Consider the following 15,958-nt stretch of genomic DNA (forward strand, 5'->3'; position numbering starts at 1 on the left):
CCTTTTGCACCGCCCGCCCTTTAAATCGGAGGCGGATGGACTTACCTTAGAAGCCATTGCCAGCTTCAATTCGTAAAGTCGATACCATGGAAACCTCCCTCGCCCCGACGACTGCTCCCGCCGATGCTCCGGTGACGGAAGTGGATTTCACCGTGACCGACGCGGCCGCCCGTCGCATCTGCCAGATTCTGTCTCCCGAGCCTGCCGGCACCTTCCTGCGCATCAGCGTGGAAGGCGGCGGCTGCTCGGGCTTTTCCTACAAGTATGACGTGACTCGGGAACAGTCGGACGACGACTTGGTCATCGAGAAGGAAGGCGCCAAGATCGTGGTCGATCGCATGTCGCTCGACTATTTCAAGGGCTCCCAGCTCGACTACAAGGCCGACCTGATGGGCTCCGCCTTCAAGATCTCGAACCCCATGGCCACCGCCAAGTGCGGCTGCGGGTCCAGCTTCGCCGTTTGATCTGCTTTCGGCGCGGCCGCACAAAACGTGAGTAACCCGGCGGCTGCGGATCCAGTTTCGCGGTTTGAACTGCTTCCAAGCGCAGTCGCACTCAACTTGAGCGGCTACGGCGCGACATTGCGCGGCACAGCGCTGCGCCACAGGCGCGGCAGGCCCTTGGGCCAGTCGTCGCCGTAGCAGGGGAAGAAGCGCTCCGTGCGAGCATAGATGATGAGGTCCGGCGCGTAGCGCTTCACATCGTCGAAGCTGAAGTCGCAATTGCCGGTCACCCGCGCGGAGGCGTGCATCCATGCCACCTCCTTCACCGGCGCGTTGGCGAACAGGCGCGGCCAGGACATGGCGGTGAAGGAATCGCCCATGATGAGCACCTTCAGCCCCTCGGGCGCATAGTCCCGCACCACCGACTTGAAGGCGATGTGCTCGTTCAGGCTGCGCAGCACGGGGTCAAAGCGCGGCTTTGAGGCCTTGCCCGGCAGGTTGAGGCGGAAATCCTCCTCCTTCACTTCTGGCGGCATGCGCATGGCGCGCAAAAGGTCGCCGCGCGGCGCCGGCTCCAGCCCACCGACCACCTGCGCCGGGTCCACCTGCCAGTCGGGATGGCCGGCGGCGACCATCACGGCATTGAATGCGAGCACGCTCGAGCGGGCGTTCCAGTGCGTGTCGGTGAGGAGGTAGCGCGGCGCCGGGCTCGCCTTCAGCACCGGGCGCAGATCCACGGTGGTGATGCCCCGCGCCTTCAGGCCGGCCTGTGCGAGATCATATTCCGTCGTCGGGTAGGCGAGCGCATCGTTCCACAGCGGCAGTGCCTCGGTTTCCACCGACTGGGCGTTCGGCGGCAGGGCGACCACGATCTTCGTGCCGGCAGGCGCGAGGATGCGCTGCATCTCGCCGAGCATGTCGACGAAACGCTCCACGTTTGCCGACCGCACCAGCGCACCGGCGGACTGGGCCGGCGTCTGCTCCCGGCCCCAGAACAATTGGCCGTCGCGCCCGGCATAGAAGGGCTTGCTGTCCGGCGAGTTCAGCTCGGCTCGAAGCTCGCGGCGGAACACCGGGAGGGTGGCGCGGAAGCCGAAATTGTCCTGGATGAAGATGCCGATGTTGCGGAACCACAGGTCCAGCTTGCGGCTCAGCGTCCATTCGGGCGCCACCTTCACTCGCCACTGCATGCTCGCGAGCGGATCGGGAATGAGGTTCGACAGGAGCAGGAAGCCGAACAGGCCGGCGACCAGGAGGCCCAGATAGCGGCGATGCCGGGAGAGCAGGGTCATCGGGCGCGCCTCAGAACCGGTAGTAGAGGAAGGGCGTGCCGTTGGTGCCGCCCACCCAGGCGACGCTCGCAAGCATCAGCACCGCGATCAGCGAGAAATCTGCCACCCGCGCCATAGCCCCCTCCCCCGACAGCATCTTCCAGCGCGGCCAGCGGAAGAAGCCGATCAGCCCACCGACCACAAGAACTGTGATGGCGAGCGGCGTCAGTCCGAAGCCCAGCGCCATGGAGGCGCGGCTGAAGCCGTTGAGCCCGACGAGGCCGTGGAACATGTCGATGGCGCCCGGCAGGCTGTCGGCCCGGAACCACACCCAGCCGATCATCACCACCAGCACCGTATAGAGGTGGCTGACCGGCCCGGGCATCCGCTTCAGCCAGCGGCCGAGGAAGGCGCGCTCGATAATGAGGAAGGCGCCATGGTGGGCGCCCCAGATCACGAAGGTCCAGCTCGCCCCGTGCCACAGGCCGCACAGCAGGAAGACGACGGAGAGATTGATGTAGGTGCGCATCTCCCCGCGCCGGTTTCCGCCCAGCGGAATGTAGAGGTAATCCCGCAGGAAGGCGGACAGGCTCATGTGCCAGCGCCGCCAGAAATCGGTGATGGAGTGGGCGGTGTAGGGCAGCCGGAAGTTCCGCGGCAGCACGAAGCCCACCATCACGCCGAGGCCGACCGCCATGGTGGAATAGCCGGCGAAGTCGAAATAGATTTGCACCGTGTAGGCGTAGAGGCCGAGCCATGCCTCCACGAAGGTCGGGTGGGTCGTGGTGTCGAACACCCCGTCCACCAGCCGCGCCACCTCGTCGGCGATCAGCACCTTCCAGGCGAGGCCGATGACGAACAGCCGCGCGCCCGCCGAGAACCGCCCCAAGGTCACCCGCCGCTCCGACAGCTGCCGCGCCACCGTGGCGTAGCGCACGATGGGGCCGGCAACGAGCTGCGGGAACATGCACATGTAGAGGGCGAACTGCGCCGGATCGCGGTTGGCGTGGACCTTCTTCTTGTAGATGTCGGCAAGGTACGAAATGGCGTGGAACGAATAGAAGGAAATGCCCAGCGGCAGCGAAATCTGCGGCACGGGCAACACCAGCCCCATGGGCTCCACAATGGCGTTGAGGTTCTCCGCCAGGAAGCCGGTGTATTTGAACACCCCGAGCAGGAGGAGGTTCAGCGTCACGCCCAGCGCCAGCACGCGCTTGCGCTCGGCCCCCTCGCGCACCTCGATCGCCTTGGCCAGAAAGAAGTTGGCCGCGACGGAGGCGAGCAGGATCAGGATGTGTGGCGTATAGCCCGCGGAATAGAAGACGAGCGAGAAGGCGAGAAAGATGTAGTTCCGCGTGGTGATGGTCTTCGCGGAGAAGTAGGCGACCAGAAAGAGCGGAAAAAAATAGAACAGGAATTCGATGGACGCGAAGGTCATGCCGCCCGGCCGCCAGAGATTGTCATCCGGCGTTCCTGCCACTCTTTGCCCGATGCCGCAACCCTTTGGCGGATCGCACCAAGCGTGGCGATAGGTAAACCGCTCCGCCCCATTGCCTCCCCGGCGGTCCGGCGTATCCTCCCCCGCGAAGGAGCCGCCATCCCATGCGCATCGCCACCTGGAACGTGAATTCCATCCGCCAGCGCCTCGACCATGCGGTCCGCTGGCTCGGGGAGAGCCGGCCGGACGTGGTCTGCATCCAGGAGATCAAGTGCCAGACCGAGGCCTTCCCGAAGGAGCCGTTCGAGGCGCTGGGCTATAATGTCAGCGTGCATGGGCAGAAGGGCTTCAACGGCGTCGCTCTCCTCTCCCGGCTGCCGCTGGAGGACGTGACGCACGGCCTCGCCGGCGACGACGGGGACGAGCAGGCCCGCTTCATCGAAGCGGTGGTCTCCGTGAAAGGCGGCGTGGTGCGCGTCGCCTGCATCTATCTGCCCAACGGCAACCCGCCGGACACGGAAAAATACCCCTACAAGCTTGGCTTCATGGAGCGCCTCTCCGCCTTCGCCGCCGACCGGCTGAAGCTGGAGGAGCCGCTGGTGCTGGCCGGCGACTTCAACGTGATTCCCGAGCCGCGCGACGCCGCCGACCCCACGGCGTGGACCGGCGACGCCCTCTTCCTGCCGCGCACCCGGCAGGCGTTCCGCTCCCTCCTCAATCTCGGCTTCACGGACGCCCTGCGCGCCACCTCCGACGCCGGCCGGCTCTACACCTTCTGGGATTACCAGGCCGGCGCGTGGCAGCGCGACAACGGCATCCGCATCGACCACCTGCTGCTGTCACCCCAGGCCGCCGACCGGCTCATCGCCACCGGCGTCGACAAGCATGTGCGCGCCTGGGAGAAGCCCTCGGACCATGTTCCGGTCTGGGCCGACTTCTCCATAGCGGCGTGACGCCCGTGGCTGGAGAAACGACGCGCCTTGAGGGTGGCTGCCTGTGCGGCCGCCTGCGCTACCGGCTGGATCGGGTGAAAAGCGCCTATTGGTGCCACTGCACCATGTGCCGCCGCGCCTCCGGCTCCGCCGCTTTGCCCTGGGTCTCGGTGGCGCGTGATGATCTGGTCTTCATCGCAGGCACTCCGGCCGTCTTCGAATCGAGCCCCGGCGTCGCCAGGCGCTTCTGCGGGGCTTGCGGCAGCCCGATCGTGTTCGGCATGGCGCGGGAAAGCGATGTGGACGTGACCATCGGCACGCTGGACGATCCCGACCGCGTGCAGCCCACCCATCACATCTGGGTCGGCTCGGCGCTGCATATGGCGGACGGTCTGGGAACGAGCTTGCCGCGATATGAGAGTGAACGCCCGCCCGAGGCGTGACGCTCAGCGCTTCGCTGTCTTCAGCCACACTTCCAGATAGCCGAGCGCCTTCTCGCGCTCGTCCGGCGTTGCCTCGGCGAAGGCCTGCTCGTGGGCGTTCACCACCCACTTGTCTTCGGGACGGACGGCGGAATCGCGGGCCAGCGTCAGCCACATGAGGCCACGGGCCGGCTGGCGGGGCACGCCCTCGTCGCCACGGAAGAGGAGCACGCCAAGGGTTGCCTGTGCCTCGTACTGGCCCTTCTGCGCGGCCAGCGTCAGCCAGCGGCCGGCGTTGCGCGCATCGCGGGGGCCGCCGACGCCTTCAAGATAGAGCTTGCCGAGCTGGTACTGCCCATCGGCGTCGCCGAAATAGGAGGCGGCATAGGAGAACATGTCCCGCGCACGGGACGGATCGCGCTTCACCCCGGCGGAGGGGATGCCGACGAGGTAATAGGAGCCCAGCGCCACGAAGGCATTGGCCACAAACCGCGACTGCGCGGTGCCGGGATAGTCCTCGGCGTGGCTGCTCGCGATCTTCTGGAAATAGTCGAAGGCCTTGGCGTCGTCGCGCTTCACACCGTCGCCGTCCATGTAGATGCGGCCGAGCTTCCACTGGGCCATGGCGTGGCCCTGCGCGGCGGCATAGCCGAGGGCGTCGATGCCCTTGGCGGTCTGCCCGGCGCGGAGCGCCTGCGCCCCGGTGCGGAACGCCTCGTCCACGGGGCGCACCTGCGGCGCCAGCGGCACGTTGGCCGGCGGAGTCAGCGGCTGCATCTCATAGGGCTGGAGGGTCTGCGCGGTGCCGTCGAAGGCTTCGGCGCGTCCGGCCGCAAGACCGGCCACGGCGAGAAGAAGAACGCCTGCCAAGGCTGCGGGGGTGCGCACGCGACGGGGCTGGCGCACTGCGCTCACCGCCCGCCCTCTCACCCCGCTGAATGTCCCGTGTGTCGCAACCGAATTCATGATGGACGGAAGGTGACCGAACGCAGCGGCAATATCGGGGCCGAGGAGAGGCCGAGCAGCGGCGCCTCTGGGGCGACCTTTCGGGCGAAGCCCGGCGCCGCCCGCCGGGGCATCCTCTCGCCATGTGCAACGACCGTCCATCAGGACCCACCTCAGGCGCGGCGGCCGGAAACACATTCCGGGTTACGCTCACCGCAGCGCGTTGAGGTTCGATTTCGTGTCGTTTTGTGGCGAGTTCGCGGCGTAAGGCCCCTACGGGAACCCAGCACGTTCAAAGGATCGGGAGTGTGTCTTCTCTGTCACAATAAGAGGCGCCAAGACGCTGCAAGAAGGCGGCCGGATCGCGCAAGTCTTAACCATGATCTCGACGACCGTCGGAAACTGAGGCGCGGCGGCAACACTTTGGCTCCGCGCCCCATTCTCCGCCAGTGCGTGGCGGCGACTCCGGAAGGCGCCCGGTCAGGCGCCGCCGGAGAGCTGGTTGATGGCGGCGCGGACCTTCTCCTTGCGCAGGATGTACTCCTCGCGCTTCTCGCGCTCGGCTTCCACCACCTCTTCCGGCGCGCGGGCGACGAAGCTCTCGTTGCCGAGCTTGGCGTCGATGCGGGCGACTTCCTGGTCGAGCTTGCCCTCTTCCTTGCGCAGGCGGCCGAGCTCCGCGCCGAGGTCCACCACGCCGGCGAGCGGCAGGGCCACCACTTCACCCCGCACCACCATCTGCACCGAGCTGGCGGGGACCTGATCGGACACCGAGACGTCGGACAGGCGGGCGAGACGGCGGATGGCGTCGTCCCACGCGGCCGCACGCGCCGTGGTCTCCGCGCCGGGCTGCACCAGCACGAGGGGCACCTGCGCGCCGGCCGGCACGTTCATCTCCGCGCGCACGGAGCGGATCTCGGTGATGAGGTCGACGACCCAGCCGACCTCGGCCTCCGCATCGGGCGCATCGAGGCCGGTCAGGTCCGGCCACGGCGCCAGCGCGAGCAGGCTGGTGCGCGCCGGCCCCTCCTTGCCGGTCTCCGACCACAATTCCTCGGTCAGGAACGGCATGAACGGGTGCAGCAGGCCCATGGCCACGTCGAGAACATAGGCGGTGGCTGCGCGGGTCTCGTCCTTGGCCGCGCCATCCGGACCGGAGAGCACGGGCTTCGCCAGTTCCAGGTGCCAGTCGCACACCACGTTCCAGATGAAGCGATAGACCGCGCCCGCCGCCTCATTGAAGCGATAGGCGAGGATCGCCTCACTGACCTCTGACGACGCCCGCGCGGCCTCGCCAATGATCCAGCGGTTCAGGGTGCCTTCCACCTTCGCCGGATCGAACCCGTCGGCGCGCACGCAACCGTTCATCTGGGCGAAGCGCACGGCGTTCCAGAGCTTGGTCGCGAAGTTGCGGTAGCCTTCCACGCGCGAGGTGGCGAGCTTGATGTCGCGCCCCTGCGCGGCCATGGCGGCCAGCGTGAAGCGCAGGGCATCCGCGCCGTACTTCTCCACGAGGTCGAGGGGATCGATGACGTTGCCCTTGGACTTCGACATCTTGGCGCCCTTCTCGTCGCGGACGAGGGCGTGGATGTAGACGTCCTTGAACGGCACTTCGCCGTCCATGAAGTGGAGGCCCATCATCATCATCCGGGCGACCCAGAAGAAGATGATGTCGAAGCCCGTCACCAGCACGCTGGTGGGATAGAACTTCTTCAGCTCGGCCGTCTCGTCCGGCCAACCCATGGTGGAGAAGGGCCACAGAGCGGACGAGAACCATGTGTCCAGCACGTCCTCGTCGCGGGTGAGGAACCCCGCCCGCTTGTCGGCGTCGTCGATCAGCGCCTGGGCCTCGTCGGGCGACAGGCTCTCGTTGCCCACATTATGGGCCAGCGCTTCCTCGAAGGCCTGGTCCTCGTCCTCGGCGACGAAGACGTTGCCGAAGGGGTCGTACCAGGCCGGAATCTGGTGGCCCCACCACAGCTGGCGCGAGATGCACCAGGGCTGGATGTTCTCCAGCCACTCGAAATAGGTCTTCTCCCAGTTCTTCGGCACGAAGGTGGTGCGCCCCTCGCGCACCGCCGCCAGTGCCGGCTGGGCGAGGGTCTTGGCGTCCACGTACCACTGGTCGGTCAGCCACGGCTCGATGACCACGTTGGAGCGGTCGCCATGGGGCACCATGTGGGTGTGCGGCTCGATGGTCTCCAGCAGCTCCAGCGAGGTGAGCAGCTCGACGATGTGCTTGCGCGCCGCGAAGCGGTCCATGCCAGTGAGGTGCGTGAGCACGCCAGCCGCATCCGGTAGGTCCACATAGGCCTCGGGACGCTCGGCATAGTCGTCCTGGATGCCCTGCGGGTCGATGCGCGCCTCGGCGTCGAGCACGTTGATCATCGGCAGATCGTGCCGGCGGCCCACCTCGAAGTCATTGAAGTCGTGCGCCGGGGTGATCTTCACCGCACCCGAGCCCTTCTCCGGGTCGGAATACTCATCGGCAACGATGGGAATGCGCCGGCCCAGCAGCGGCAGGATGACGTGCTTGCCGATGAGGTCGCGATAGCGCTCGTCATCCGGATGCACCGCCACCGCCGTATCGCCGAGCATGGTCTCGGGCCGGGTGGTGGCGACCACGATGAAGCGGTCCTTCTCGCCCTCGATGGGGTAGCGCAGGTGCCAGAGATTGCCCTTCACCTCCACCTGCAGCACCTCGAGGTCCGAGATGGCGGTGATGAGCTTGGGGTCCCAATTGACGAGGCGCTTGTCCTTGTAGATCAGCCCCTCGCGATAGAGCTGCACGAACACTTTCAGGACGGCGCGGGAGAGGCCCTCGTCCATCGTGAAGCGCTCGCGCGACCAGTCGCAGGAGGCACCGAGCTTCTTCAGCTGGTTGACGATGGTGCCGCCCGATTCGGCTTTCCACGCCCACACCTTCTCGATGAAGGCCTCGCGGCCGAGATCCCGGCGGCCCGGCAGCTTCTGGGCGGCGAGCTGGCGTTCCACCACCATCTGGGTGGCGATGCCGGCGTGGTCGGTGCCCGGCTGCCAGAGCACATCCTTGCCGCGCATGCGCTCGAACCGTGCCAGGACGTCCTGCAGCGTGTTGTTGAGCGCATGGCCCATGTGCAGGGAGCCGGTGACGTTCGGCGGCGGAATGACGATAGAGAAGCCTTCCGCATCCTTGCGCTCGGGTCGGCCGCAGCGGAATGCGCCGGCATTTTCCCAGCGATCGGCGATGCGCTCTTCAACGGCGGCGGGATCGAAGACTTTTTCCAGCATGAACGGGACTCCGCGGTGCCGCTCGGCCGCCGCCGGCATAGCGCGCCGGGCCGGCTCCGCGTCCGCTGTGGTCGGAACGGGTCAGCCGGCGTTTAAGCCGGACACGCGGTCCGGCGTCAACACGCCGTCCGCTTGGGAATGGAAAGTGGTGTGGGCGGAGAGACCCTGAGCCGAGCGTACGATCCGAGCGGATTGGAACAACCGGGTCGGCGCATCGCCCTCTAAACTCAAGAAAGATAACGCCTGATCCGATCACACTGCGATGCCGTCTGATCGGCGCGTGCTCTAGCGCTGGCGACGGGCGACGCGCTCGATCTCGGCTCGTACAAGATCCTCGACGATGGCGGGCAGGTTGGCGTCCAGCCAGTCCTTGAGCATGGGGCGGAGAATCTCCTTCACGAGATCCTCCACGGTGCGCTCCTTCTGGGGCAGCAGGACGTCACCGAGATTGCGGAAGGCGGCCATCACGGCGGCATCCGCATTGGGCGAAAGCAGATCCCGGCGGCGCGCCGCATCCGCGGAATGGCCGCCCTCGGTGTGCTGCACCGGGTGCTCCTCGAAGACAGGAGGTGCCGGCTGCGGCCGCATGGGGCGCGGCTGGGCTGCGGCGGCTTCGTGCCCATCGTCCCGCTCCTCGGCAGAGTGGTCGGAATAGGCCGGCTGCGGCACCGGCCGTAATGGCCGCGCCTCACCACGGGACTCGGGACCGGCGGAGTGTTCGTACCGGGACTGACGCAGAGCAGCCGCGGCCTCGGCGAAGACGGCTTCGTCCCGTTCATCCAGCCATGGGCGCTGGGCTCGTGCCGAAGGCTCCCCGACCGGCCGTTCGCCATTGGGACGCGCTTCGGCCACAGGCCGGGGCGCTGGGCGTTGTGCTGCTGCATGGGTTGCGGCGGGAGCGGCTTCCCGCGGGGGGGCAGGACGGCGGGGCACGGGCGGGGGCTCAAGCGGCGCCTGCCGTTGCGCTACCACGCGGGGATCCTGCGGTCGGCGGGGTCGCCCCTCCCCCGAAGGCGGAGTTTCGCCGCGGCGGGGACCCGCCTCGGCGTGCTGCGCCGGCTTTTCGTCATCCGCCATGATGCGGCGGATGGAAGCCAGGATTTCCTCCATCGACGGTTCCTGCACCTTGGGGCTCGCAGCCATGTCCCGACCTCGGCCGAAGACGAACCGGCGGCCCTGTGCGCGCGGACTTTATCCGCGCCCGCAGGCCGACGGAGAGAATCGCCAGTTGAAGTAGGAGTATGGCACCGCCTCAGTTGGCAGCAACAACTGACGTACGGTCGGACTGGGGTTTATTTGCCGTCAGGCGTGCGAACACCCGCCCAGCTGTCACGCACCTGGTTGTAGTGAACGCGCGGGTCGTAATAATTCACCTTCAGCCCCAGCGAGAGTGCATCCAGCCGGCCGATGGTGGAGACCAGCGCGTAAGCCGCCACCACCCGATCGCGCTGGGCGACGACGAGGGACGACTGCGAGTTGGTCAGGTCGCGCTGGGCGTTCAGCACGTCGGTGGTGGTGCGCTGGCCCACCCGCCATTCCTCGCGGACGCCTTCGAGGGCCAGCGTATTGGCGGCCACGGAGGCCTGCGCCGCCTGGATCTGCGCCTTCGCGGCCTCGAGCGCACCCCAATACTGCACCGCCTGGGCGCGGATGGTGTCGCGGTTGACGTCCACTTCGATGCGCGCCTGCGTCAGCAGTTCCTTGGCCTGACGGATGTTCGCGTATTCGACACCGCCCTGGTAGATCGGAACCGAGAGATTGAGCGTCACCGCCGCGCCGGCCTGGGAGTCCACCGAGAAGTTCTGGTCGTAGGACTGGGAGAGCTGGCCCTGAAGCGACAGGTTCGGCATCAGGCCGCCCTCAGCCACCTTCACCTGGAACATCGCCGCATCCACGGCAAATTCGGACGCCTTGACCGCGGGATGATTGTTGAGGCCGGTGGAAATCACCTTGTCCACGGACGGCGGCAGCGTGGCCTCGATGGGGCGCGGGGTCGTGAGCTTGCCCGGCTCGACGCCGATCACCTGACGATAGTTCGCCTTCGCCGTCGACAGGTTCGCCACGGCCTGGCTCACCTGATACTGCGCGTCCGCCACCCGGGCCTCCGCCTGGGCCACGTCGGTGCGGGTCACCTCGCCCACGTTGAAGCGGTCGCGGGTGGCGCGCAATTCCTGCTGGAACGCCGCGAGGCTCTGATTCTGGAGGTCCAGAAGGGCGATGGCCTGGATGACGTTCATATAGGCGGTGACGCCGTTCAGCAGCACCGACTGCTCGGTGTTGCGCAGCGTCTCGCGCGAACCGCGCACCTGCGATTCCGCGTTGCGGGTCTGGTTCGCGGTGACGAAGCCGTTGAACAGCGTATACGCCGCGTTCAGCGCGAACGCCCGCGGCCAGAGCCATCCATTGGTCTTCACGCCCGAAGCCTGCTGCTTGGCGTATTCCGGCCCGGCCTGCGCCGTCGCATTCAGGGTTGGGCGATAGCCCGAGAGGGCCTGCGGCACGGTTTCATCCGTGGCGCGTGTTCCGGCACGCTGGGCATTCAGCGTGGGATTGTTCGTGTAGGCCATGGCCAGCGCCTGATCCAGCGACTGGGCAGACGCGACACCCATAGCCAAAGCAAAGACACTGACGCCCGCCAAACATGCAACACCGCTTCGGCGAATGCGCTTTGCAACCGACATCCCAATCTCCCGATCCGACACGGCCATGCAGACTCGCCGCACCGACTCTGCCGCGCGGTAACTTTTCGGTAAGATATCGGTCCCGATCCCGATCCGAAACTGACCGGTTCGATCAAAGCGGCGTTTTCAGCCTACCGCTGCAAACGCGCCACACTGGTCAGAAAGTGAAGCGGGGAGCGGCTTTGAAGCCGGGAAGCTCCGGAACGGCCGCGTTGAACGCCACGCGTTCGCTCACGGAACCTGCCACTTTGGTAAACACGCAGGCCTTCCCCGCCCCGCCGTGACCGACCACCGCGACGAGGCGCCCGCCTTCCTTGACCTGCTCGAACAGGGCGGCCGGCACTTCGTCCACAGAGCCGTTGAGGAGGATCAGGTCGTAGGGCGCTTCGGCCTTCCAGCCCGCGTTCAGCGGCCCCTGCATCACCGCGACGTTGGCGACGCCGATCTCGGCGAGGGTGGCAGTCGCGGTCGCGGCAAGGCCGGCATCTTCTTCCACGGCCACGACCTGCTGGGCGAGGCGGGAGAGAACGGCGGCCGAATAGCCGGTGCCGCCGCCGATATCGAGCACATGGTCATGCTCCTGCACGTCCGCCTCCTGGATGAGGCGCGCGAGGATCATCGGCTCGATGAGGTAGCGGGTGGGGTTGCCGGCGGTCAAAGCCAGGTCGTCGTCGATGTAGGCGAGCGACTTGAGCTGGGCCGGGACGAAAAGCTCGCGCGGGATTTCAAGCATCGCACCGACGATGCCCGGATCGGTGACGTTGTTGGTGCGCACCTGCCCGTCAACCATGCCGCGGCGAAGCTCGACGTAATCGATCATTTTCCCGTCTCCGGCCATCCCCTTGGCCCGGGGCGCTCAGCGGAGGCGTGTCCCGTGCCGTCGGGCTCAAGAGCCATATTGCCGCCCCTTTTGCAAGGCGCCCCTCGGGATCGGCGAGGGCGTGGACGGGCTCATGTGGCCGCAAGTCGCATGGTTCCGGGCCGACAGCGGCGGGAGTGTCCTGCACCCTGACACAAGCGCGGGCCGATCCCCGCGCCGGCCGCCGCCGAGGAGGCGCGACGCATGACGGCAACCGACATCCCCTCCCCTCCTGCATCGCAGGATCCGCGACCCGAGGGCCTCGACGAAGCCGCGATCCATCGTCTGGTCCATACCTTCTACGCGCGCGTGCAGAAGGATGCGCTGCTCGGCCCCATCTTCGGCGGACGCATCGCCGACGGGGCCTGGCCGGTGCATCTCGCGAAGATGTGCGACTTCTGGTCGTCGGTGCTGCTGAAGTCCGGCCGCTACGAGGGCCGCCCCCTGCCGCCGCACCTGGCGCTCGGCAGCGATGCCGGCGAACCGCAATTCGCGCGCTGGCTGGCCCTGTTCCGCCCGACCGCCATCGAGGTGCTGCCGCCCGATGCCGCGCAGCTGGCCATCGCCCATGCCGAGCGGATGGCCTATTCCTTCCGCCTCGCGATTGCTTTCCACAAGGGCGAGGACACCACCCGGATCATCCCCTACGGCAACAGCTGAGCGGAGGGGCTGCGGGCAATGCCGCCGGCCCCGCCTTCCGGCCGCCTGTTAAAGCTGCTTGTCGGTCGTGCTGATGAACTTCATGCCGCTCGCGGTTTCGAGGTTGGTAAGCGCCGCGTCGATCACGGAGAAGATGGTCGCCCGGGCCGATGCCTTGCTCAGGTCAAGCTTGGCCGAGCTTGCGACCTTGAGCTTGGTCAGCGCCGAAGAGAAGGCCGCGCTCGCCTGCGCCGAAGTGTAGAATTGCGCGGGGTTCGTGCCGTTGGAATAGGACAGGGTCTGGGCAACCCTTGAGAAAACGTTGGCCAGCGCGCTCATGTTGAAGACGACACTGTTGGTCGGCGTCATCTTGAGGGACGGGCTCGTGGTCGGGATCGGGTTGTTGTAGAGCTGGTCCAGGTAATAATGGACCTGATAGGGATACTGAACGTAGGTATCCGAGCTTCCCCAGGCCGACGTATAGCTGTTTACCGATGTGACGGTCGCGGCCGTCGCCGTCGCGCCGAGATTGCTGTAGCGGGACACGAGCGGTCCGTAGAAGCCCTGATTGTAGGCGACGTTCAGGATCACATCGAGAAAGCTGTTCGGCAGCGTCGTGAAGTTCTTCAGCGCCGCATCGAAGGCCGGCTCCCATGGGGTGGTCCAGCCTCCCGCGCCCTTTCCGGTGACGTTCAGGGCAACCAGGTCGTTGTAGTGGAAATACGCGACCAGGGCCGGCCCGTAGTATTTGTTGTTGAAGGAGGCCGGCGTCGCCTTGGTGTATTGCGTGGCCGCATTGGCCATGGTGAAGCCGATGTTCTTCTGGATCGCCACATAATTTATGAGCGAGTGGCCTTTGGGCTGGTAGCTGCCAGAAACCATGTCGGCGGCATAGTTGTTGATCTGGTAGGGGCCGCCCTGGCCGACTCCCATGACCGCCTGCTGGTTTGCATTCGGATCGATGAGGTCGCTGCTCGCCCGGTAGTATTGGGTCGCGATATTTTCCTGGAGCAGCTGCGCGAAGATGGATCCGTAGAGATAATCCTTATTGTACTGGATGCCGGGAAACCCTTCATCAATGAGGTGGCCCAGCAGCACTCCGGCGATGATGTTCGACATGATCAGGTCGTCGAAATTTCCGCCTGTGAGGGTGAGCGAATCCTGGGCGGTGCCCACACCGAGCAGCAGATGGAAATTGATCGTCCCGGTGCTGGCCGTGCTCGGCGGGGGGGCACTGAGGGTGGTGACGGCGACCGGTGCCGATTTGGCCGAAGCACCGACCGAATCCACCGCCGCAACGGCGAAGCTGTAGGACGTGAGAGGTGTCAGGCCGGACAGCGTCACGCTGGCGCCTGCCGATGTCGTCGTCAGGGTGCCGTTCGTATAGATCTGGTAGCCGGTGATGGTGCAGTTCGCCACCGTCACCGGGGTCCATGTCAGCGTCGTCGCATTGCCCGTGGTTCCGGATGCGGCGAGGCCCGTGGGGACCGGCGGCACCGCGGTGCAGTTGGAGCAGGATCCGGACTGGGTCCACGGCTGGCCGCTGCCCGACCCACCGCTGTTGGTGGCGGGGTCCTGATTCTGCGTCCACCAATTGGCGCGGTAGATGATGCCATTCTCGCTGGCCTGCGCGCCCGCCAGGTAGACGGACGACGAGTTCCAGGCTGCCGGGCAGGATTGGGCCCATGCCGATCCCGCCATCCAGGAGGTGAAGGCGGACACCAGTACGACGGACGTGGCGTGACGAATTCTCATGGCAGCCCCCATTTGACAGCCCTTATGGCGGTAGCTGTATAGGGCGGCGGATGCTTCTGTCGATAGGCAAAGGTCTGGCTTGGCAGCATCTGCCGCGCCGAAGCTATCGCCCCTTGGATTTCCGGACGGCGCACGGCTCTCGCCTACTTGATCGCCTTCCACGAGGGTGAAACCACCGACGCATCAGGCTCACGGGCGGCCGCGCCCCTCGACGGACAGACTTCCCTTGGGTAATAAAGCTGCGGGGGCAACGGCCCTGCCGGATTCAGCTTTCACCCTGGAAAAGCGATTGTCGATAACGATTGCCGCGGTCATCCCCCTCTACAATGGCGCGCCCTTTATTGGTGCTGCGCTTTGCAGCGTGCTGAATCAGACCCGTCCCCCGGATGAAATCATCGTCGTCAACGACGGCTCCACCGACGAGGGGCCATCGATCGTCCAGGAGATTGGGCGGCATCATCGCGTCCGCCTGCTGAACAAGCCGAACGGCGGGCAGTCCTCGGCCCGCAATCTCGCAATCCGCGAGACCTCCTGCTCGCATATCGCGCTCCTGGATCAGGACGACATCTGGTACGAGGACCATCTCGCGCTGCTGCAACAGCCGTTCATCAATGCGGAGATCCGCCGGCTTGGCCTCGTCTACGGCAACCTCGACCAGATCGACCGCAATGGCCGGCTGATCACGGAACAATGCCTGGACCAGGTGCCGACGCCCCATCCCAAGCGCTCGCTGCTCCAGTGCCTACAGCATGACATGTTCATCCTGCCTGGCGCCTCGCTGGTGGAGCGACAGGCCATGCTCGATGCGGGCCTCTTCGACGAGCGCCTCTCCGGCTACGAGGACGACGATCTGTTCGTCCGCCTCTACTCGATGGGGGTGAAGAGCCGCTATCTCGACAAGGCCGTCACCATGTGGCGCATCTATCCGCAATCCACCTCCTTCAGCGCCCGCATGGCAAAATCGCGGATGATCTATTTCGCCAAGCTGATCGAGGCCCATCCGGACGAGCCGCGCCTCGGGCTTTTCTGGCGGCGCGACGTCATTGCACCCCGCTTCGCGAAGATTCTCCGAAACGAGTTCATTGACGCATCGAGGGCCAGGGACTGGCCCCGCGTCGAGCACGCATGGGAAGATCTGAAGATCGTAACGCGCCACATGAAAAGCAGCGTTCAGGCACGCATGACGCTGCTGGGGCCGCTGATCGGCGCCGCCCTTGCTGGCCGGCTGCCCAGCGTGTCGCGCCGGCTGCTGCGGCACACCTTGCGTTGATCGCCAGAGCACCGAAGGCGGGGGACAATCCCA

Annotated in this window: 13 protein-coding genes; 5 read left to right on the forward strand and 8 right to left on the reverse strand. The window is 66.2% G+C overall.

Features of this window, described 5'->3' with window-relative positions:
- The first annotated feature begins 86 nt into the window (after window positions 1-86).
- Window positions 87-464 carry an iron-sulfur cluster insertion protein ErpA gene (gene erpA / locus ACT535_RS02405; RefSeq protein WP_476363227.1) on the forward strand — a complete coding sequence of 126 codons (378 nt, stop codon included), beginning with the start codon at window positions 87-89 and terminating at the stop codon, window positions 462-464.
- A gap of 104 nt (window positions 465-568) precedes the next feature.
- Here erpA and ACT535_RS02410 read toward each other — a convergent pair whose 3' ends face one another.
- On the reverse strand, window positions 569-1,735 hold the full coding sequence (locus ACT535_RS02410; protein WP_476363228.1) for an alginate O-acetyltransferase AlgX-related protein: 1,167 nt from the start codon (window positions 1,733-1,735) through the stop codon (window positions 569-571).
- 10 nt (window positions 1,736-1,745) lie between these two features.
- The gene (locus ACT535_RS02415) at window positions 1,746-3,152 is read right to left on the reverse strand and encodes an MBOAT family O-acyltransferase (protein ID WP_168457847.1); all 1,407 of its coding nucleotides are present in this window, start codon (window positions 3,150-3,152) and stop codon (window positions 1,746-1,748) included.
- A 164-nt stretch (window positions 3,153-3,316) separates the two neighbouring features.
- Between ACT535_RS02415 and xth the strand changes: the two genes are divergently transcribed.
- Together xth and ACT535_RS02425 are read left to right on the forward strand one after the other, a co-directional pair.
- Entirely contained in the window at window positions 3,317-4,105 is a 789-nt protein-coding gene (gene xth, locus ACT535_RS02420) for an exodeoxyribonuclease III (protein ID WP_168457848.1), read from the forward strand.
- A 5-nt stretch (window positions 4,106-4,110) separates the two neighbouring features.
- Complete coding sequence (locus tag ACT535_RS02425; protein ID WP_476363229.1) at window positions 4,111-4,527, forward strand: GFA family protein; 417 nt, start codon at window positions 4,111-4,113, stop codon at window positions 4,525-4,527.
- Between the two features lie 3 nt (window positions 4,528-4,530).
- Here the strand turns inward: ACT535_RS02425 and ACT535_RS02430 are convergent, their stop codons facing one another.
- From ACT535_RS02430 to ACT535_RS02450, 5 genes are all read right to left on the reverse strand, one after another.
- Entirely contained in the window at window positions 4,531-5,421 is an 891-nt protein-coding gene (locus ACT535_RS02430; RefSeq protein ID WP_476363230.1) for a tetratricopeptide repeat protein, read from the reverse strand.
- Between the two features lie 510 nt (window positions 5,422-5,931).
- Window positions 5,932-8,721, reverse strand: coding sequence for a valine--tRNA ligase (locus tag ACT535_RS02435; protein ID WP_476363231.1), 2,790 nt, complete (start codon window positions 8,719-8,721; stop codon window positions 5,932-5,934).
- A 285-nt stretch (window positions 8,722-9,006) separates the two neighbouring features.
- Window positions 9,007-9,267 carry a DUF2497 domain-containing protein gene (locus tag ACT535_RS02440; RefSeq protein WP_168457851.1) on the reverse strand — a complete coding sequence of 87 codons (261 nt, stop codon included), beginning with the start codon at window positions 9,265-9,267 and terminating at the stop codon, window positions 9,007-9,009.
- 746 nt (window positions 9,268-10,013) lie between these two features.
- A complete protein-coding gene (locus ACT535_RS02445) occupies window positions 10,014-11,330 on the reverse strand; it encodes a TolC family outer membrane protein (protein WP_476363232.1) in 1,317 nt (438 codons plus the stop codon).
- A gap of 229 nt (window positions 11,331-11,559) precedes the next feature.
- Window positions 11,560-12,222, reverse strand: coding sequence for a protein-L-isoaspartate O-methyltransferase family protein (locus ACT535_RS02450; protein WP_168457853.1), 663 nt, complete (start codon window positions 12,220-12,222; stop codon window positions 11,560-11,562).
- Between the two features lie 243 nt (window positions 12,223-12,465).
- Between ACT535_RS02450 and ACT535_RS02455 the strand changes: the two genes are divergently transcribed.
- A complete protein-coding gene (locus tag ACT535_RS02455; protein WP_476363233.1) occupies window positions 12,466-12,921 on the forward strand; it encodes a group III truncated hemoglobin in 456 nt (151 codons plus the stop codon).
- Between the two features lie 48 nt (window positions 12,922-12,969).
- Here ACT535_RS02455 and ACT535_RS02460 read toward each other — a convergent pair whose 3' ends face one another.
- Window positions 12,970-14,655, reverse strand: a complete 1,686-nt coding sequence (locus ACT535_RS02460; protein WP_476363234.1) for a fibronectin type III domain-containing protein — start codon at window positions 14,653-14,655, stop codon at window positions 12,970-12,972.
- Between the two features lie 226 nt (window positions 14,656-14,881).
- On the opposite strand from ACT535_RS02460, the gene ACT535_RS02465 reads away from it, so the two are divergent.
- Window positions 14,882-15,925: a glycosyltransferase family 2 protein gene (locus ACT535_RS02465; RefSeq protein WP_476363235.1), complete on the forward strand. Its 1,044-nt coding sequence runs from the start codon at window positions 14,882-14,884 to the stop codon at window positions 15,923-15,925.
- Window positions 15,926-15,958 lie beyond the last annotated feature (33 nt).

The sequence above is a fragment of the Xanthobacter sp. DMC12 genome (assembly GCF_056314105.1).